22 protein-coding genes are annotated in these 18,743 nt (G+C 67.8%); 11 read left to right on the forward strand and 11 right to left on the reverse strand.

The window, feature by feature from the left end; genetic code table 11:
• Positions 1-68: 68 nt before the first annotated feature.
• From GO488_RS05565 to GO488_RS05595, 7 genes are all read left to right on the forward strand, one after another.
• Positions 69-1,787: a radical SAM protein gene (locus tag GO488_RS05565; protein ID WP_162316795.1), complete on the forward strand. Its 1,719-nt coding sequence runs from the start codon at positions 69-71 to the stop codon at positions 1,785-1,787.
• Between the two features lie 57 nt (positions 1,788-1,844).
• Positions 1,845-3,665 carry a flippase-like domain-containing protein gene (locus tag GO488_RS05570; protein WP_162316796.1) on the forward strand — a complete coding sequence of 607 codons (1,821 nt, stop codon included), beginning with the start codon at positions 1,845-1,847 and terminating at the stop codon, positions 3,663-3,665.
• 117 nt (positions 3,666-3,782) lie between these two features.
• Complete coding sequence (locus tag GO488_RS05575; RefSeq protein ID WP_162316797.1) at positions 3,783-4,067, forward strand: YgaP family membrane protein; 285 nt, start codon at positions 3,783-3,785, stop codon at positions 4,065-4,067.
• A 320-nt stretch (positions 4,068-4,387) separates the two neighbouring features.
• Positions 4,388-5,350 (forward strand): transcription initiation factor IIB, encoded by a 963-nt coding sequence (locus GO488_RS05580; protein WP_162316798.1) that lies wholly within the window; start codon positions 4,388-4,390, stop codon positions 5,348-5,350.
• Positions 5,351-5,485: 135 nt separating this feature from the next.
• On the forward strand, positions 5,486-6,373 hold the full coding sequence (locus GO488_RS05585; RefSeq protein WP_162316799.1) for a methyl-accepting chemotaxis protein: 888 nt from the start codon (positions 5,486-5,488) through the stop codon (positions 6,371-6,373).
• Between the two features lie 94 nt (positions 6,374-6,467).
• Complete coding sequence (locus GO488_RS05590; protein ID WP_162316800.1) at positions 6,468-7,481, forward strand: DNA-methyltransferase; 1,014 nt, start codon at positions 6,468-6,470, stop codon at positions 7,479-7,481.
• Between the two features lie 39 nt (positions 7,482-7,520).
• Entirely contained in the window at positions 7,521-8,210 is a 690-nt protein-coding gene (locus tag GO488_RS05595) for a type I 3-dehydroquinate dehydratase (protein ID WP_162316801.1), read from the forward strand.
• 6 nt (positions 8,211-8,216) lie between these two features.
• On the opposite strand, the gene GO488_RS05600 is transcribed toward GO488_RS05595, so the two are convergent.
• The 3 genes from GO488_RS05600 to GO488_RS05610 all read right to left on the reverse strand — a co-directional run bounded on the left by GO488_RS05600 (position 8,217) and on the right by GO488_RS05610 (position 10,622).
• Positions 8,217-9,164 carry a D-2-hydroxyacid dehydrogenase gene (locus GO488_RS05600; RefSeq protein ID WP_162316802.1) on the reverse strand — a complete coding sequence of 316 codons (948 nt, stop codon included), beginning with the start codon at positions 9,162-9,164 and terminating at the stop codon, positions 8,217-8,219.
• A 43-nt stretch (positions 9,165-9,207) separates the two neighbouring features.
• Positions 9,208-9,411 carry a DUF8007 family protein gene (locus GO488_RS05605; RefSeq protein ID WP_162316803.1) on the reverse strand — a complete coding sequence of 68 codons (204 nt, stop codon included), beginning with the start codon at positions 9,409-9,411 and terminating at the stop codon, positions 9,208-9,210.
• 92 nt (positions 9,412-9,503) lie between these two features.
• Positions 9,504-10,622 carry a baeRF10 domain-containing protein gene (locus GO488_RS05610; RefSeq protein WP_162316804.1) on the reverse strand — a complete coding sequence of 373 codons (1,119 nt, stop codon included), beginning with the start codon at positions 10,620-10,622 and terminating at the stop codon, positions 9,504-9,506.
• A gap of 180 nt (positions 10,623-10,802) precedes the next feature.
• On the opposite strand from GO488_RS05610, the gene GO488_RS05615 reads away from it, so the two are divergent.
• The gene (locus GO488_RS05615; RefSeq protein ID WP_162316805.1) at positions 10,803-11,177 is read left to right on the forward strand and encodes a cupin domain-containing protein; all 375 of its coding nucleotides are present in this window, start codon (positions 10,803-10,805) and stop codon (positions 11,175-11,177) included.
• Positions 11,174-11,788, forward strand: coding sequence for a DUF8052 family protein (locus tag GO488_RS05620; protein ID WP_162316806.1), 615 nt, complete (start codon positions 11,174-11,176; stop codon positions 11,786-11,788). Before GO488_RS05615 ends, GO488_RS05620 begins: the two co-directional genes overlap by 4 nt.
• A 79-nt stretch (positions 11,789-11,867) precedes the next feature.
• On the opposite strand, the gene GO488_RS05625 is transcribed toward GO488_RS05620, so the two are convergent.
• The 6 genes from GO488_RS05625 to GO488_RS05650 all read right to left on the reverse strand — a co-directional run bounded on the left by GO488_RS05625 (position 11,868) and on the right by GO488_RS05650 (position 16,297).
• Entirely contained in the window at positions 11,868-13,697 is a 1,830-nt protein-coding gene (locus tag GO488_RS05625; protein ID WP_162316807.1) for a carbon starvation CstA family protein, read from the reverse strand.
• Between the two features lie 131 nt (positions 13,698-13,828).
• On the reverse strand, positions 13,829-14,800 hold the full coding sequence (locus tag GO488_RS05630) for an ArsA family ATPase (RefSeq protein WP_162316808.1): 972 nt from the start codon (positions 14,798-14,800) through the stop codon (positions 13,829-13,831).
• A gap of 1 nt (position 14,801) precedes the next feature.
• Positions 14,802-15,098 (reverse strand): DUF7990 family protein, encoded by a 297-nt coding sequence (locus GO488_RS05635; protein ID WP_162316809.1) that lies wholly within the window; start codon positions 15,096-15,098, stop codon positions 14,802-14,804.
• 43 nt (positions 15,099-15,141) lie between these two features.
• A complete protein-coding gene (locus GO488_RS05640) occupies positions 15,142-15,366 on the reverse strand; it encodes a hypothetical protein (protein ID WP_162316810.1) in 225 nt (74 codons plus the stop codon).
• Positions 15,367-15,471: 105 nt separating this feature from the next.
• Positions 15,472-15,909 carry an SRPBCC family protein gene (locus GO488_RS05645; RefSeq protein WP_338401337.1) on the reverse strand — a complete coding sequence of 146 codons (438 nt, stop codon included), beginning with the start codon at positions 15,907-15,909 and terminating at the stop codon, positions 15,472-15,474.
• Between the two features lie 64 nt (positions 15,910-15,973).
• A complete protein-coding gene (locus GO488_RS05650) occupies positions 15,974-16,297 on the reverse strand; it encodes a hypothetical protein (protein WP_162316811.1) in 324 nt (107 codons plus the stop codon).
• A 99-nt stretch (positions 16,298-16,396) separates the two neighbouring features.
• Here GO488_RS05650 and GO488_RS05655 point away from each other — a divergent pair, with 99 nt between their 5' ends.
• Positions 16,397-16,582: a DUF8107 family protein gene (locus GO488_RS05655; protein ID WP_162316812.1), complete on the forward strand. Its 186-nt coding sequence runs from the start codon at positions 16,397-16,399 to the stop codon at positions 16,580-16,582.
• A 21-nt stretch (positions 16,583-16,603) separates the two neighbouring features.
• Here the strand turns inward: GO488_RS05655 and GO488_RS05660 are convergent, their stop codons facing one another.
• Entirely contained in the window at positions 16,604-16,945 is a 342-nt protein-coding gene (locus tag GO488_RS05660; RefSeq protein WP_162316813.1) for a cupin domain-containing protein, read from the reverse strand.
• Positions 16,946-17,058: 113 nt separating this feature from the next.
• Here GO488_RS05660 and GO488_RS05665 point away from each other — a divergent pair, with 113 nt between their 5' ends.
• Positions 17,059-17,493 carry a zinc ribbon domain-containing protein gene (locus GO488_RS05665; protein ID WP_162316814.1) on the forward strand — a complete coding sequence of 145 codons (435 nt, stop codon included), beginning with the start codon at positions 17,059-17,061 and terminating at the stop codon, positions 17,491-17,493.
• Between the two features lie 24 nt (positions 17,494-17,517).
• Here GO488_RS05665 and GO488_RS05670 read toward each other — a convergent pair whose 3' ends face one another.
• The gene (locus GO488_RS05670; RefSeq protein WP_162316815.1) at positions 17,518-18,684 is read right to left on the reverse strand and encodes a 3-dehydroquinate synthase II; all 1,167 of its coding nucleotides are present in this window, start codon (positions 18,682-18,684) and stop codon (positions 17,518-17,520) included.
• Between the last annotated feature and the right edge of the window lie 59 nt (positions 18,685-18,743).

Below are 18,743 nucleotides of genomic sequence, written 5' to 3' on the forward strand. Positions count from 1 at the left end.
GCAACTTCGGCGGGAGTCCGCCCGACCGACCAGACACCGTTTTACGCCTCGGCCGACAACTCGCGGCCATGACCGCAGACCCCGAGACGCTCGACGTGACCATCGTGGACGGCTACGTCGACGAACCGGCGCACTTCGGGGTTCCGCCGTACATCTCGACGTACCCGCGCTACGCCGCCGGCGCGATGGTCGAGGCGGGCGTGCCCCGAGAGCGAATCACCTACCACACGATCGACGAACTCCGCGAGGAGCGCCGCCTGTGGCGCGACGTGGAGGAGGCCGACCTGCTGCTGTACGTCGGCGGGATGACCGTCCCCGGGAAATACGTCGGCGGGACGCCGGCCGAACCCGACGAGGTGCGCGAACTGGCCTGGACCGCCGACGGCACCTCGGTGATGGGCGGTCCCGTCCGCTTCGGCGTCGGCGAGGCGAACGAGGGAGCGAGCGAGACGGCCCGTGACGACCTCGACTTCGACTTCCTGGCGATGGCCGACGTGGAGGCGGCCGTCCACGACCTCGTCGAGTCCGGCCTCGAAGGGTTCGAGGACCGCTATCGCTCGGTCGAGGAGGAGACCCGCTGGGCGCGAGCGGGCGCGTTCGTCGTCGAGCAGCACCCCAACCACCCGGAGTACCTCATCTGCGAGATGGAGACCTCCCGCGGCTGTCCGTACCGCTGTTCGTTCTGCACGGAGCCGATGTACGGCGACCCGGACTTCCGGCCGCCCGAGAGCGTCGTAGACGAAGTCGACGCCCTCTCGGACCGCGGCGTCGCCCACTTCCGCCTGGGCCGCCAGGCCGACATCCTCGCCTACGGCGGCGACGGCGAGGCCCCGAACCCGGACGCCCTCCGCCGCCTCTACGGCGGTATCCGCGAGGTGGCTCCCGACTTAGAGACGCTCCACCTCGACAACATGAACCCCATCACCGTCGTCGAGTGGCCCGAGAAGGCCCGGGAGGGGATCCGCGTCATCGCCGAGCACAACACGCCCGGCGACACCGCCGCGTTCGGTCTGGAGTCCGCCGACCCGCTCGTGCAGGAGGAGAACGACCTCAACGTCACCGCCGAGGAGTGTTTCGAGGCCGTGAAGATCGTGAACGAGGAAGCGGGATGGCGTCCCGGCGGCGACAGGGAGAGCGCGCCCAACTTCGGCGAGGGCGCGCCGCGCCGCCTCCCGAAGCTCCTGCCCGGAATCAACCTCCTGCACGGCTTGAAAGGCGAGCGCCGCGAGACGTTCGACCACAACAAGGAGTTCCTCCAGCGCGTCTACGACGAGGGGTACATGCTCCGCCGGGTGAACATCCGGCAGGTGATGGCCTTCGAGGGGACCGACATGGCCGACACCGGCGCGCAGATCGCCAAGGACCACAAGCAACTGTTCAAGCGGTACAAGCAGGAGGTCCGCGAGGAGATCGACAACCCGATGCTCAAGCGGGTCGCCCCGCCCGGCACGGTGCTTCCCGACGTGCATCTGGAGTACCACCAGGACGGCAAGACCTTCGGCCGACAGCTCGGCACGTATCCGCTGCTAGTCGGGCTCCCGGGCGAACGCGAACTCGGGCGGACCCTCGACGTGGCAGTCACCGGCCACGGCTACCGCTCGGTGACGGGCGTGCCCCACCCGCTGGACGTCAACAGCGCTTCGATGGACGAACTGACGACGATCCCCGGCATCGGCAAGAGCCGCGCCGGCGACATCGTCGTCGGGCGGCCCTACGAGTCGGCCGCCGAGGTCGGCGAGGACCTGACGGAGTTCGTCACCGTACGCTCACCCGAGCGGGCGGACTGACGGGGCGCTAGGAATGGGCCAGAAGGTACTTCCGATTCGGTACCCCACTCGGAACCAATGACTGCTGTAGAGGTGAGCGTCGTCCTTCCGGCGTACAACGAGGAGGACACCATCGAGGAGACCGTCTCGGTGACGCTGGAGACGCTCGCCTCCTTCCTACCGGGAGATTCGTTCGAAGTCATCGTCGCCGAAGACGGCTGCGCCGACCGGACGCCGGAGATAGCCACCCGCCTCGCGAACGAGGACGACCGCGTGCGTCACATCCACTCGGAGACGCGCCTCGGCCGCGGCGGCGCACTGGAGTACGCCTTCGAGCGGGCCGAGGGCGAGACGCTGGTGTATTTCGACACCGACCTCGCCACGGACATGCGCCACCTGGAGGAACTCGTCGAGAGCGTCCGATCGGACGAGTACGACGTGGCGACGGGCTCGCGCTGGATGGCCGAGAACCGCGCCGACCGCCCGGCCAAGCGGGGCATCCCGAGTTTCGGCTACAACACGCTGGTCCGGGGCGTCCTGCGCTCCGACCTCAAGGACCACCAGTGCGGCTTCAAGGCGTTCGACCGGCGGGCCTTCGAGGCGCTCGCGCCGACCGTCCAGGACGAACACTGGTTCTGGGACACGGAGATGCTCGTCAAGGCCCAGCGACGCGGCTTCCGCGTCAAGGAGTTCCCCGTCGACTGGACGCCGAAGGGCGACTCGAAGGTCGATATCGTCCGGGACGTCTTCGGCATGGGGAGTCAGATCCTCCGGACCGGCTGGGAGCTATCTGTCAGCCCCCGCATCACGCCCCGCGTCTCGCTGGGCGCGGGGACGATGCTCGTCGTCGTCGCGCTCCTGCTGATGACGCAGTACCTGAACCCGGCGCGGGTCCTGGACGTGATGGCCGGCGCAGACCCGGCGCTGATCGCCGTCAGCGCCGCCATCTACGCCGCCTCGTGGCCGCTTCGGGGCGCTCGCTATCGCGATATCCTCGATACGATGGGGTATCACGAGCGCTGGGACTTCCTCACCGGCGCGGTGTTCATCAGCCAGACCGGCAACCTCGTGTTCCCGGCCCGGCTCGGCGACGGCGTGCGCGCCTACGTCGTGAAGGCGCGCCGCGCCATCCCGTATCCCACCGGGTTCGCGTCGCTGGCCGTCGAGCGCGTCTTCGACCTGCTCACGATCACGGTGCTGGCCGGCACCGTCATGCTGGGGCTGGCCGCCACCGGATCGGCCGGCGAACTACTGGCCGCCCTGACCGGCGGAGCCAGCGGCGATACCGCACGGAGCGGCCAGACCGCCGTCGTCGTCGCCGCCGCCGTGGGCGTCGCGGCCATCGGGGCCGTCGGCGTCATCGTCGCCAGCGCCCGCACCGACCGCAACTTCGTCCGGTCGGCAGTCGGCCGGCTGAGCGACGACTCCTACGCCGACTACGTCGCCGGCGTCGTCGAGACGTTCGTCGCCGACATCCAGACGGTGACCGCCGACGGCTCGGCCTTCGCTCGCGTGGGCCTCAGCAGCCTCCTCATCTGGACGCTGGACGTGGTGACCGCGCTGGTCGTCTTCGCGGCCTTCGGCTATCCGCTCGACCCCTCGCTCGTCGCCGTCGGCTTCTTCGCGGTCAGCGTCGGGAACCTCGCGAAGGTGCTCCCGCTGACTCCCGGCGGCGTGGGGCTGTACGAGGGAGCGTTCACGATCATCGTCGCGCCGCTGACCCCCGCCGCCATCGGCGTGACGGTCGCTCTCAGCGTCGCGATCGTCGACCACGCGGTGAAAAACGCCGTCACCATCCTCGGGGGCGTCAGCTCGATGGCGTGGCTCAACGTCTCGCTGACGACCGCCGTCGAGGAGTCCCGGAGCGCGGGCGACATCGAACCCGAGACGACGGACTGAGCGTCGCCGACCCGAACCCGTTTTCCGATTTACTCGCCGATCAGACCGCCGTTTGCGGACGAAATACACCGATACTTTATGTTGATTGTCAACGTATCACAATGTGGTGTCTCGACAATGTACCGAAACGTCGGCGGCTACGACCGCATCGGCCGGGCCGTCTTCGGGCCGCTCCTCCTCGTCGTCGGCGCGGCGATACTGCTGGGGAGTGTGAGCCTCGATCCGGGACCGCCCGGCACCGCAGTCGGCGTCCTCGCGCTCGCTGTCGGCGTCGCGTTCCTGCTGACCGCGGCGGCGCGGTGGTGCCCGCTCAACGCGCTCACCGACATCGACACGACTGAGGGCAAGCGGACGATCGGCCGTCCGGGAGACGAGGTCGAACCCGGAAGCCGAACGGAATAACGCGCGACGCACCGAGGCCGTCAGCCTCGAACGCGGTCAGTCGCTCGCCGCGTCCGGGACGACGCGCTCGGCGGGGCGGCCTTTACCGGGTTCCGGCCCCGGTGACGCACGCCGTGGCTCGAACTCCCGGATGAATCATTACGGATGTTATTTGAATGGTTGTGCGTTGCTCATACAGACGCGCGTCTCGTGGCGTGAGCCGTCCATCCGCGGATCGATACCACAAACACTAAATGACTTTCGAACGGATTCGTTCTTACCGATTGCCGCCGGGTTCTACGGTTGGCCCCATCGCCCGGTGAGCCCCGCCTTCGCAACCAATGAGCGAACACACACGAACGCGACGACGAACCGACGAAGAGGAACAGACCGAGGAATCGACGGCGACCGCCTGCCCGGAGTGCTCCGGATCGCTCGTCATGGACGACGAACACGGCGAGACGGTCTGTGAGGACTGCGGCCTGGTCGTCGAGTCCGACGAGATCGACCGCGGCCCGGAGTGGCGGGCGTTCGACTCCAGCGAGAAGGACGAGAAGTCCCGCGTGGGCGCGCCGACGACGAACATGATGCACGACAAGGGCCTCTCGACCAACATCGACTGGCGCGATAAGGACGCCTACGGCAACTCGCTGTCGGGCAAGCAGCGCCAGAAGATGCAGCGCCTGCGCAAGTGGAACGAGCGCTTCCGCACCCGCGACTCCAAGGAGCGCAACCTCAAGCAGGCGCTGGGCGAGATCGACCGCATGGCGAGCGCGCTCGGCCTCCCCGAGAACGTCCGCGAGACCGCCTCGGTCATCTACCGCCGAGCGCTGGACGAGAACCTGCTCCCCGGCCGCTCCATCGAGGGCGTCTCGACGGCGTCGGTGTACGCCGCCGCCCGGCAGGCAGGTGTCCCCCGCTCTCTCGACGAGATCACCGAGGTCTCCCGCGTCGAGAAGAGCGAGATAGCCCGGACCTACCGCTACGTCGTGCGCGAACTCGGGCTGGAAGTCAAGCCCGCGGACCCCGAGAGCTACGTCCCCCGGTTCGCCTCCTCGCTCGAACTCTCCGACGAGGCCGAACACCGGGCCCGCCAACTCCTCCAGAACGCCAAGGAGCAGGGCGTCCACTCCGGGAAGTCGCCGGTCGGCCTCGCCGCCGCCGCGGTGTACGCCGCCGCGCTCCTGACCAACGAGAAGACGACGCAGGCGGCCGTCAGCGAAGTCGCCGACATCTCCGAGGTCACCATCCGCAACCGATACCACGAACTGCTCGAAGCCGAGCAGGGACTGACCGTCGCGTAGCCGCTCTCAGTCCTCGAACTGCGGGAGGCCGCCGTCGGTCAGCGTATCGTTTTTACACACCCCGACGGCCGTCGAAGAATCACGCCTGATAACCGCGGAGGTACGCTTAATCCGCTGGGCTGTCGGATTGCGTACATGGCTTCAGAAATCGGTCAGACCGACCAACGCCCGGTCGGTTCGGGCGGGACGGCGGACGAACTCGGCAGCGCCATCGACGAGCTGCTCCGCGCGTCCGAGAACGTCTCCGGGAGTTCCCAGGAGATCAGCGACCTCGCGAACGAGCAGTCCGACAACATGCGGGAGGTCGCCGGCGAGGTGTCGAACCTCTCCGCGACCGTCGAGGAGGTGGCCTCCAGCGCCAGCCAGGTGCGACAGGTGAGCGAACGCGCTCGCAGCCTCGCCGACGAGGGCCGGGACGTGGCCGACGACGCCATCGACGCGATGGAGTCCGTCGACGAGGCCAACGAGAACGTCTCCGAGGACGTCGAGCAGCTGCGCGACCGCATCGACGAGATCGACGCCATCGTCGACGTCATCAACGACATCGCCGACCAGACGAACATGCTGGCGCTGAACGCCTCCATCGAGGCCGCCCGCGCCGGGGAAGCCGGCGAGGGCTTCGCCGTCGTCGCCGACGAGGTGAAGTCCCTGGCCGAGGAGTCCCAGCAGAACGCGACCGAGATCGAGCAGCTCGTCTCGAACATCAAGGCCGACACCGAGGACACCGTCGGCAGCATCGACGACGCCAACGAACAGGTCGAGGAGGGCATCGAGCAGGTGAGCCGGACCGTCGAGATCCTCCGCGACATCGACGAGGCCGTCGAGGAGGCCGCCCGCGGTGCCGAAGAGGTCGCCTCGGCGACCGACGAACAGGCCGCCTCGACCGAGGAGGTCGCCAGCATGGTCGACATGACCGCCGAGAACGCCGAGGAGGTCGCGACCGAGATCGAGCAGATAGCCGCCGCCAACGAACAGCAGACCGCGAAGATAAACGAGATTCAGAGCCTCGTCGAGCGGAACTGAGGACCGCTCTCGCTCGCGGGCGCCGAGTATCGTTTCGGTCGGCGGCGCGACGGAACCAAAACACACCTAACCGGGTCGCTTCTACCGCCGGCACATGGAGACGAGACACCGGGTCGTCACCGGGGACGTCCGCGAGTTGCCCCTCGAAGCCGACAGCGTCGAACTCGTCGTCACCTCGCCGCCGTACCCGATGATCGAGATGTGGGACGGCATCTTCGCGTCGCTCGACCCCGCCATCGGCGAGGCGCTGGACGACGGCGACGGCGACGAGGCCTTCCGGCTGATGCACGACGTGCTCGATACGGTCTGGGCCGAACTCGAACGCGTCCTCGTCCCGGGCGGCATCGCCTGCATCAACGTCGGCGACGCCACCCGATCGCTGGCCGACGGCTTTCGCTCGTACCCGAACCACGCCGAGATAACCGACCGGCTGACCGACCGCGGCCTGAGAGCGCTTCCGGACATCCTCTGGCGGAAGCCGACCAACAGCGGCGCGAAGTTCATGGGGTCGGGGATGGTCCCGCCCAACGCCTACCCGACGCTCGAACACGAGCACATCCTCGTCTTCCGCAACGGCGAGCGCCGACGGCTCGAACCCGGCGCGGACCGCCGCTATCGGAGCGCGTACTTCTGGGAGGAGCGAAACGAGTGGTTCTCGGACCTCTGGGAGCTCCCCGGCGAGAGCCAGGCGCTCGACGACGGCCTGCGAAACCGCTCGGGCGCGTTCCCGCTGACCGTCCCGCACCGGCTTATCTCGATGTTCTCGGTGTACGGCGACACCGTCCTCGACCCCTTCCTCGGCACCGGAACGACGACGCTCGCCGCGATGGTCGACGCCCGCAACTCCGTCGGCGTCGAGCGCGACCCGGAGCTCGTAGCGGCGCTCGACGACCGCGTGGCGAGTGTAACGGGACACTCAGAGCGGATAGCCCGCGATCGACTCGCCGCCCACCGCGAGTGGGCCGCCGAGAACGACCCGAGCTACGACGCCGAGCACTACGACTTCGCGGTCAACACCAAACAGGAGCGCCGCGTCCGCCTCTACGCCGTCGACTCGGTCGAGCGGACCGACGACGGCTACCGCGTCTCGCACGTGCCGGTCGAGTGAGACGGAGACGTTTTTGTGCGGTTCAGCCGAAGCGCCGCCATGGACTTCAGTTCGTTCACGCTGCTCGCGGCCGGGTCGGACCTCGGGATCGAACCGGCGGCCCGGGGGGACGCCGACGGCGTCGAACTGCGGATGGACCTCGCCGACGCGCCGCTCTCACAGCTCGATGCCTACGACGGCGACCTCCCGGTACTCGTGACCAACCGCGCCGAGTGGGAGGGCGGCGAGGCCGCCGACACCGCCGAGCGACTCGACGCGCTGGAACGGGCCGTCGAGCACGACGCCGTGACCGCCGTCGACCTCGAACTCGCCGCGCTCTCCGGGGCGGGCGACCACGACGCCGGTCGAGTCGCCGACCGCGCCCGAGACAACGGCGCATCGGTCGTCGTCTCGACGCACGACTTCGAGGCGACGCCCGACCGGGACGCCATCGCCGACCGACTGGAAGACGCGTGTGCCTACGGCGACGTGGGCAAGATGGCCTCCACCGCCCGCTCGCCCGATGACGTGCTGGCGATGCTCGGCGCGACCCGCGAGCTATCGGCCGCCGGCGAGCGGGTGGCGACGATGTGCATGGGCGAGGCCGGGCGGCACTCCCGGGCCGTCGCACCGCTGTACGGCTCCCGAATCGGCTACGCGCCGGTCGACCCCGCCGAGGCGACCGCGCCGGGTCAGTACGACCTCGCGACGCTCCGGTCGCTGGTCGAGCGGTTGTCGAGCGAATCTTGATTCGGTCTACTGCGCCAGATTTCGGAGTTCCTCGCCCGACTCCAGTCGCTCGACGTTCTCGGCGATGATGTCGGCCATCCGATCCCAGTACTCCGGCGTGTGGCCGGCGTTGTGCGGCGTGACCAGACAGTTGTCGAGGTTCCACAGCGGGTGGCCGTCCGGCAGCGGTTCGGGGTCGGTGACGTCAAGCGCCGCCCCGCGGAGCTCGTTGGTCTTCAGCGCCGAGACCAGCGCGTCCGTCTCCACGACCTCGCCGCGGGCGATGTTGACGAGGACGCTGCTCGGGTCCAGTAAGTCGAACGCCGACTCGTCGACGAGCCCCTCTGTCTTCTCCGTGAGCGGACAGGCCAACGCGAGGTAGTCCGTCTCCGGCAGTCGCTCCTCGAACTCGTCGAAGCCGATGATCTCGTCCGCGGGGCCGCCCTTCGAGGGGGTGTTTCGAACGCCGATAGTGTCGACGCCGAAGGGGGCCAGCCGATCGAGGATGGCACCGCCGATGGCACCGGTCCCGACGACGGTGACCGTCGAGCCCTGCAGTTCGTCGGCGCGGTAGTGACTCCACGTCCCGTCGCGGCTCCGGTCCCAGCCCGTATCGAGGTGGCGCGCGAAGGAGAGGACGTACGCCATCACCTGCTCGGCGGCGGGCGGACCGTGGACGCCCGAGGCGTTGGTGACGCGGACGTCGTTGGCCTGGAAGGCGTCGGTCGGGAGGTGGTCCGTCCCGGCGAAGGTGCAGGCGAACAGTTCGAGATCGTCGGCCGACTCGACGGCGTCCGCGCCGATCTCGAACCCCGTGACGATGCGCGACTGAGCCACGAGCTCGTCGTATTCGCTGGGTTTCGAGGCGAGTTCGACCCGTCGCTCGGGGAGCCGATCCGCGAGAATCGAGCGGTACTCCCGGGGCGACATCCCGTGGATCGGTTGGTTCAACACGAGAACGTCTATCTCTGACATTAGGCTGAACTCATCCAGACGGGACAAAAAGGTAGCGTCCGCCCTATCGACCGTAGGTCAGCCGCGTCGCCGCGTCGTCGAGGCGGTCCTTGAGGCCCGCGAGCCACGCGGCGGGCGAGACAGTCCGCGCCTCCTCGTCGTCCACCTCGATACGCGCGGTCCCGAACGGGTCCGACTCGTCCCCGTCCGCCGTGTCTACGACGGTGCTCATGCCACACCGACCGCAGGACTCGGTCTCTTTGCTCATGCTCTACCGCGACGGTTCGGTCTCTCGCCGAATAAAAGTTCCCTCGGCGAGTCACGACCGGTAATGTGAGCGGTCGCGGCCGAGACCGACCGTTACGCGACCGGGTAGCGAAGGAGGGCGCCGACGCCCTCGAACCCTTCGTCGAAGCGTTCGCCGCGGTCGTAACCGGTCGGGACGGTGATGGTGTCGGCACCCGTCTCCGAGGCCCGCTTCGAGAGCTCCTGTGCCTCGGCCGGGTCGAGGGAGTCGGAGACCAGCAGCGTCTCGACGGCCCCCTCTTCGAGCGCTTCCTCGGTATCGTTCGGCCCGTAGACGGCCTCGTCGCCGTCGTCCAGTTCGCCGAAGAACCGGTCCATCGTATCCCGGGCGTCGGTCACGTCGAGCGCCTCCGCGTTCTCCGCGGCGTCGACGAGCTCTCGGAGGCCCTGTTCGGAGGCGTAGGACACCTCGAACGGGCCGACGACGCGCTCTTCGAGCCGCTCGTGGAGGTGGTCGCCGTCGTGGAACTGCTCGGCCATGACCTCGCTCCCGCCGACGACGAGCCGGTCGATGTCGGGGTCGGGCGTCTCGCCGGCGACGTCGGCCTCGGGCAGGAACACCCGCTGGGCGGCGTCGCCGACGGCGTCGAAGAACTCGCCGGCGCGCTCCTCGCTGCGGTCCTGGAAGCTCTCCTCCGACCGGCCGGTGGCGGACTGCTTGCTCGGGACGTCGCTCTCGATCTCGTCGACGAGTTCGACCGACTCGGCGTCGTACCGGCCGAAGACGGCCGACTCCCGCGCGACGACGAGGAGGCCGTGCGTGCCGGCGTCGGCGGCCTCGGCGACCGTCGCGTCGAGCGGCGACGCGTCGAACTCGTTCGAGCGCTCGTACACCGACTCGGTCACCGACTCCGGCGGGTCGTCGAAGACGTACGTCCGTAGGTCGCCGTCGACGACGCCGGCGTAGACGACGAGGCCGTTCGCCGGCGTCTCGTCGTAGTCGTTGAGGAGCCGCTTGACCTCGTCTAAGGCCTCGCGGACGTGCGTCTGCGTCGTCTCGTCGGTGTCGAGATACGACGCCTCCGCGTGGTCTTCCTCGATCGCTTCCAGGGTCTCGCCGATCGGCTCCGTCGCGGGAACGGCGACCGACAGGAGCCGGTCCGTATCCGCCGACGCTGTCTCGACTGCTTCGATTCGGTTCCGCAGGTCGTCTGCATGGGTGCTCTCAGTCATCGAATGCGATATGAATTCACGGTCAGTTCAGTGGCCCTGTACGCCGCGGTAACGCGGTGGGCTGTCGCGGTCGTACTCGATACGTAGCCGTCGCTCTCCGGTAAAATCGGTGCTTGCAAACGCAACCCCCGCCCGCGATTCGGGCCGAAGTTTTAGATGGGCGACCGCCAGTGTACTGGTATGGGATATCACCACATCTCGATCGCCGACGTCTCGCCGACGCCCGACCGGCCGAGCACGCAGCGGTCCATCGACGCCGCCGCCTCGCTCGAACAGTTGGGAGCGAACGTCTACGAGGCCGACCCCGGCGAGCCGCTCCCGCTGGCCTATCACGTCCACGACGAACAAGAGGAGGTGTTCTACGTGCTCTCGGGGACGCTCCACGTCGAGACGCCCGAACGGACCTACGAGGTCGAGGCCGACGAGGTGTTCGTCGTCGAACCGGGCAGTCCACAGCGGGCCTACAACCCCGAATCGGCGACGGAGCCCGTCCGCGTCTTCGCCGTCGGCGCGCCCGCCGGTGACGACGTCCACGCCTACGACCCGGACGCATGAGCGAGCGAGAGGACACCGAACGCGCGGTCGAGTCGGCCGAGCCGCCCGAACAGGACCTGCCCACGTGGGACGATGACTACCTCCAGCGGGTCGCTGACCGCCTCCAGTACAACTACGACCTCGAACGGGACTACGCCGCCGACGGCGAGCGCTTCGACCTGTACGGCCGCCTGTTCGTCGAGAGCCAGAAGCAGTTCCTCCATCGCTCGATCAACTGGGCGAACTACGAGACGAGCGAACACCTCTTCGCCCGACGCGCCGACGGCGTCTCCACCGCCGACCTCGACGCGCTGGTGGCGCTCGGCCACGACCTCGCCGACGAGTGGATAGACGCGAGCGAGGAACACCACGGGACGGAGTTCACGTTCGTCCTCGTCGTCCCCGACGTCCCCGAGGACGTGCGCTCGCACGTCTCGGGGTTCCGCGACCGGACGCTGCTGAAGTACGGCTACTACGGGAGCTACGAGGTGAACCTCGCCGTCGTCGCCCCCGAGCGGGAGGACGCCGTCGCCAGCAGCGAGGCGGACGTGGCGGCCGCGTTCGAACTGTGGCGGGACTTAGACGCCGAACCGTCGGGACTGCTGGGACGGCTGCGAGCGTTGCTCGGATGAGCGCCTTCGGCGTCGCCACCGCGGGGACGCTCGAACGCGGAAAACGCAGAAAAGTAGGGAGGGCTCGTCGCGTCGCCGTTCAGTCGTCGGCCGGGGCCGCGCCGGGCCGTTCGCGCACCGACCGAATGTTCTTGTAGCCGATCCAGACCAGCGAGATTGCCAGTCCCACGAGCACCAGCGCGAGGATTATCTGCGCGGCGACGGAGATGCGAGCGACGATGCCCGCCTCCGGCGCGAAGCCGCCCAGAACGAACTGCTGGTAGAAGTTCTGATAGAGCGCGAGGTACAGCAGCGCGATGACCGTGATGAGCGTCATCAGCGCCATCGGCACGCCGGTACTGATGAGCTGCTTGTCGTCGTCCCAGTTCGCCAGCCACACCGTCGCGGTCAGCAGCGCGAGCGCGGCCAGCAGCTGGTTCGCGCCGCCGAACAGCGGCCAGAGGCTCGCCCACGACCCGCTGGCGACCAGCGCATACGCGATGAGACACTGGATGGCGGCGTTCGAGTAGCGGTTGGTCCCGGTCTCCTGTATCTGTCGCATGTAGACGGTGTCGGCGTCGGGCGTGCCGACGATCTCCTCGGCCATGTAGCGACCGAGGCGGACCGCCGTGTCGGTCGAGGTCAACAGGAAGCTCACGAGCACGAGCGCCATGAACACCGCGCCGACCTCCAGCGGGATGCCGAAGCTCGACAGCATGACGGACCCGCCGCTGGCGAAGTTCGGCAGGGCGCGGCCGATGCCGCCGCCGGCCGTGACGCCCGCGATGGCGACCGTCCCGAGCGCGACCGTCGCCAGTAGACCCTCACCGAGCATCCCGCCGTAGCCGATGGGGCGGGCGTCGGACTCCTTGTTGAGTTGCTTCGCGGTCGTCCCCGAGGAGACCAGCGAGTGGAAGCCGCTGATGGTTCCGCAGGCGATGGTCACGAACAGCAGCGGGAACAGCGGCAGCCCCGCGGTCCCCATGAAGCCGTAGTACGGTTCGAGTTCGATCACCAGCGGCTGCGAGGACGTTCCGAGCAGGGTGCCGACGACGACCGCCAGCAGCGCCCCGCCGACGCCCGCGTAGAGCAGGAACGACGAGAGGAAGTCCCGCGGCTGGAGCAGCATCCACACCGGGAGCACCGACGCGATGGCGGCGTACAGCAGGATGACCGGTATCCAGCCGGCGGTGTTCGCGCCGAGCGTGCCCGCCGCGGGCACCAGCGAGGCCAGTCCGGAGCCGAACAGGACGATGGTCTCGGGCGCGTAGGGCGACCCCTCGGGGGCCGGGAACAGCGCGATAGGGAAGTTGAGGCCGACCCAGACGCCGCCGAACACCGCGGCGACGAAGACGGCCGTCCCGGGGATGAACGGGAGGTCCAACTGATAGAGGTACACGCCGAATATCAGCGCCAGCGCGATGTAGACGAAACTCGCCGTCGCCGCCTGCGGGTAGGCGTTGAACACGATGGCGACGACGAGCGCGAACACCGCCACGACGAGGATGATCGTCAGGAACGCGAACCACAGCAGCATCTTCTTCCCCCGTTCGCCGACGTACTCGCCGATGATGTAGCCAATGGACTTCCCCTCGTGTCGCAGGCTGCCCGACAGCGAGACGAAGTCGTGGACGCTCCCCATCAGCGGGTTCCCGATGGCGATCCACAGCAGGGCCGGCACCCACCCCCAGACCACGCCGGCGGTGATGGGCCCGACGATGGGCGCGCCCCCGGCGATGCTAGAGTAGTGATGCCCCAGCAACACCGGTTTCTTCGAGGGGACGTACTCCTGTCCGTCCTCGTACTTGTGCGCCGGTGTCTCGTTCGAATCGTCCAGTTCCACGAACTGCGCGAGATACCTCGAATAGCCGAGGTACCCGATGCTGAACGTGAGCAGCGTGGCGACGACGAGCCAGATAACTTGTACCATGATGACTAACCCTCATCCATATCTGTGCCCAAAAAGTATTTAATAATTGTGGAGATATCGGACAGCTCAGTCACATTTCGAGCCCAGCAGCGGCTACGCCGCCTGCCGATTTCCGCCCCCGCGGCCGCTGTTTAGGGCCCCGCCGGGGACGCCTCGACGTCGATGTCGAGTTCGGCCGTGACCTCGTCCAAGAGGCTCCCCTTTATCTCCGAGACGCGCTGTTCGACGACCGCGAGGACCGGCTGGTCGAACTCCTCGCGGATGCGGTCGAGTCGCGCCCGCTCGGTGCGGTGGCGCTCCCGCAGGTACGTCGCTCCCTTCCCCGTCTCGTCGTCGTCCGGGGCCGGCGCGACCTTGTTGACGACCAGTCCGCCGATGGTCAGGCCCGCGTCGGTCAGGTCGGTGACGGCGCGGTGGGACTCCTCGATGGAGAGTTCGTCGGGGTTGAGAACGAGATAGAAGACGGCGTCCTCGCGGAGCGTCCGCCCGGCGAACTCGAAGTTCTCCTTGCGTTCCGTGAGCCGGCGGATGATCGGGTCGTCCCGCAGACGCTCCCGAGCCTCCTCGTCGCCGATGGCCGCCTTCTCGAAGAGGTCCACGCTCTCCTTTCGCTTGGCCGTGAGCCGCTCGATCCACGATTCGAGGAACTCCGGGAGCGCGAGCAGGCGCAGCGTGCCGCCGGTGGGCGACGTGTCGAAGACGACGCGGTCGTAGTCGTCGCTCTCGCGCATCACGTCGATGAACCGGTCGAACAGCGCCGCCTCGTAGGCTCCCGGCGTCCGGTGGGCGAGCTCTATCTGCCGGTCGATCTCGTTGACGATGGCCGGACTCACCTGGTCGGTCATCGAGCCCTTGATCTCCCGCATGTGCCGTTCGACCTCCTCCTCCGGGTCCAGTTCCATCGCCCAGAGGTTCTCGTGGCCCTCGACGGCCGTCGGGTCGTCGTCGAACTGCTGGTCGAACACGTCCGAGGTGCTGTGTGCCGGGTCCGTCGAGACGAGCAGCGTCCGCAGGCCGTCGCGGGCGCACTTCAGTCCGTAGGCGCTCGATACCGTGGTCTTGCCGACCCCGCCCTTCCCCCCGAAGAAGACGAACTTGTTCATCTCAGAAGTGATACTGTTGGCCCTTGCGCTCGATGAGCGACTCTCGGTCCCACATCCGGCGCTCCCACTGGACGAACTCCTCGGAGAGGTACGGGAGCAGTTCCGCCGTGTAGTACGAGATGGGGCTCGGGATGCCGAAGGCGTCGGCGAAACAGGCGAACATGAACACGTCCGCGGTGTCCTCCGCCTCCTTCTCTATCTTCTCGAAGGACGGGTGTTCGATCATCCCGTGGTAGAGACCGTGCAACCACTCTTCGAGCGTGTCGAGGTACGCGTCGATTCGGTCGGCCGCTGTCATGTGTGTCGATAACAGGTCTCGGAGATATACGTGTTCTGGCGAGTCAGCACGCACAGCCGGTGGCGGCGGCCGAGCGTTCGAACCGCATCTCTTCGCCGCAGTCCGGGCAGTTCGGCGGCTCTGTGCCGGTCGCGTCGACGTCTCGGATTCGTTCGGCGCAGTCGTCACACCAGTACGCCCCCGCCGACGTCTCCCCGGCGCTGTCGCCCCGGTTCGCCGACTGCGTCGAGGCCCGCAGTATCTCGCCGACCGCGCTCAAAATACCCATATGTCACCGTTCCGTCCAAAACGGCATAAACGTTCGTGAGACTCTGCGCGGCCCGCACACATCCGGCGGAGTGACCGGACGGCGTCGATGCAGAACGACAGCGCGCTATCGGTGTTCGTCGGTCAGTCCGTCGAGCAGTCGGTCGAGTTCGCCGCCTCGCTTCCACGCGGCGATGCGGTCGGTCAACGACGAGAGCGGGAGGCCGAGACTGACCACCGAGTGCGCCGTCACCTCGCTCCCGTGGTCGCTCGACCGGTAGGTGAGCGTCGTCTCCATCGACTCGAAGGGGCCCTGCTCGCCGACCTGCCGATAGGAGAGTCCGTTCTCGCGTTCCTGAAAGGAAAAGACGGCCTCGACGCCGCCGCCGCGGGCCGTGACTCGCTGACCGGCGTCGGTCTCTTCGTTCGTCACGACGCTGAACGTCCCCTCGTGTTCGATGACGGCGACCGGCGACAGCGAGCGAGCGAGTTCGGCGGGCGTCGCCGCCACGAACCGCGTGCGTTCCACCTCGCGCATGAACCCGCAGTCGCGCTCCTCGGCCATAGTTCCACAGGCTTGCGACGTCAGAGAGCGACATCCGGCGACAGAGTGCGGAATTCGAGGGAGGTCACAGGCCGCCGGCGACGAGCGGGAGCGCGAGCGCGACGACGACGAAGAAACCGACGACCATGCCGTACAGCAGCCGTCCGAGTCGAACGTCGGCCGGCACCTCGCCGCGCAGTTCGGGCCGTGCCATCCAGACGTAGCGGTGGTAGGCCGCGGCTGCCGTCCCCAGCGCGACGAGCCCGGCGACCGACAGCGAGAACGGCAGCGACGCGCCGAACTCCATGACGTAGATGGGGCCGAAGGAGAAGCTTACCGCGACGCCCAACCCGCTGACGACCAGAAAGGGGACGGGGTCGACGGGCGTCCCGTTACGGTTCTCTATCATCGTCTGTCAATCCATCTGAACGATAATCAGCGCTCTCATTCGGGTAGATATCGCGTGACCTCCCCGTACGTATATGGAGGTGGACGCGACAGTAGCGCCATGGCCGCAGACGGCGACGGGGACATCCGGGTCCTGCTGGTGCTCGACCTCCTGCTATCGCTCGCGTTCAGTACCGTCCTCGTCTGGGGGCTGAGCTTCTTCGAGTTGGCCGCGTTCACGCCGCGAACCGTCCTCCTCACGGCGGTGTTTCTCGCGGTCCTGACCTATCTCCTCGTGTTGCGGTGACGGGGTCGGTCGGCTGCGCCGCTACTCCAGCCAGTCGGGATTCGGCCGCGGCGGGCTGAACACGTCGATCGCCAGCAGCACCTCGTCGCCGCGGTTCTCGGCGGCGTGGACTTCGTGACTCTTCAAGTGGTAGGACTCGCCGGGTCCGACGGTCACCGCCTCGCCGCCCTCGAGGACGAAGGTCTGTTCGCCCTGATAGACGAATCCCACCTGCTCGTGGTGGTGGCTGTGTTCGGGCACGCGCCCGCCCGGTTCGATGCGGAGATGCTGGATGCTCATCTCCGCGCCCGCGGCCAGCTGCGTGAGGAAGACGCCCGGTTCGACTTCGACGGCGTTCGAGCTGTCGTCTGCTACGACGTCCATGGGCGGAACTGATGGCGAGCGGTAAAAACGATACCCGCCGTCGAAGGCAGTTGGGACGGGGTGAATCCCGCGGTTCGGAAGATATAGGAGCGTGGGCCCCTGAATCGGGGAGTATGGCTGAGACCGGGCGAAAGCGGCCGTGGCTCGCCGCCGTACTCGCCTTTCTCTACCCCGGGCTGGGGCACGTCTACCTCCGGGAGTGGTTACGCGCGGTGCTCTGGTTCGGCCTCGTCTACAGCACGACGGCGCTGCTCATCGACGGGAACGCGATGGCACCGCTACAGAACGGCTTTACGCTCGACAACCTGCTGGCCGCCGCACAGAACGTCCCCCTCGAAGCCTCGGTCGCCGTGCTGGCGATCACCGCTCTGAACATGGTCGACGCCTACTGGATGGCGACCCGCGGGAACGTGACCACCGAGGTCCTCGAAGGGACGAAGTGTCCCAACTGCGGGAAGGAACTCGACGACGACATCGAGTTCTGTCACTGGTGTACGACCGAGCTCGACCAGTACCGGACCGAGGCGGACGCCGAAGCCGAACAGTAGGAAAAGAGCCCCGCTGCGTGCCGTCTACTTCTCGATGATGCTCTCTTCGATCTTCTCGCCGAAGTGCGTCGCCGTGTCCTCGTGGTAGACGAGGATCTCGTCGCCCGGTTCGAGGTCGGTGACCGCGATGCGACCGTCGCGCGCGTGTACCTTGATGGTCTCCGCGTTCTGGAGCAGCGTCTCGATGCGGTCGCCCTCCTCGGTCTCTGCCTGCACGCGGAACATCGGCCGCTTCTCGATCTTCGCGCGGCCGACGATGGCCTCGCGGGTGCGACCGTTCGAATCGACGATCTGGACCTCGTCGCCCGACTGGAGCTCCGAGAGGTACTTCGTCCCGCCGTCGGGCGTGCGGACGTAGGCGTGGACCGCGCCGGCGTTGACCCGGAACGGCCGCGAGGCGACGTACGGCGACTCGGCGGTCTCCGCGTGGACGAAGAAGAGGCCGCGGGCCATCGACCCGACGAGCATCCCCTCGTCGTGGTCCATCAGGTTGCCCGTGTCGATGCAGACCCGGTCGGCCGACCCCGTCTGCTCGACGGCGGTCACTTCGGCGTACTCCAGGTCGAGTTGCTCGCGGCCCATCTCGTCGCGCACGTCGACGGTCTTTCTGATCTCGTCGATGTCGTCCGTGTCGAGTAAGACGCCGTCGACGCCGTGCTCCAGCGTCTCGTAGGCCGTGCGGGCGTCCTCGGCGGAGGTGACGCCGGTGATGAGGTCCGTCTCGTCGCCGACGCGAGCGATGAGATTTTCGAGGGGGATGATCTGCCAGTCCTCGCCGATGACGATCGTGAAGTCGGCTTCGGTCGCCACCTCCTCGGCGAAGGCCTCGTAGTCCTCGTCGAAGATGCGGACGTAGCCGCCCTCGGGGGCCGCGCCGTTCTGCCGGAGCGAGGAGAGGTCCGCAGAGCCGGAGAAATCGGAGGGCAGATCGACGGTGCCGTCGCCCTCGCCGTCCTTGCCGACGACGGTCGCGTCGGCGTCGGAGTCGTCGGCCTCGGCCTCCATGACGTGGACGTCGCCGTTCGTGAACGCGGCGACGTTGACCGAGCCGAGGTCGCGGACGCGCTCTACGTCCGCTTCGTCGACCAGCACCCAGTCTACGCCCGCTTCGAGTCCGGCGGTGATGCGACGCTTTCGCGCCTCCCAGTCGCCGACCTCGTCGTCGGCTTTGAGCCACACGCTTCGTGTCATAGAGCCACGTCCGCGACGGCGGGGCTTGAACGTGGCGGACTCAGCGCCGTGACTCCCCG

The sequence above is a fragment of the Haloarcula limicola genome (assembly GCF_010119205.1).
Taxonomy (GTDB): Archaea; Halobacteriota; Halobacteria; order Halobacteriales; family Haloarculaceae; genus Haloarcula; species Haloarcula limicola.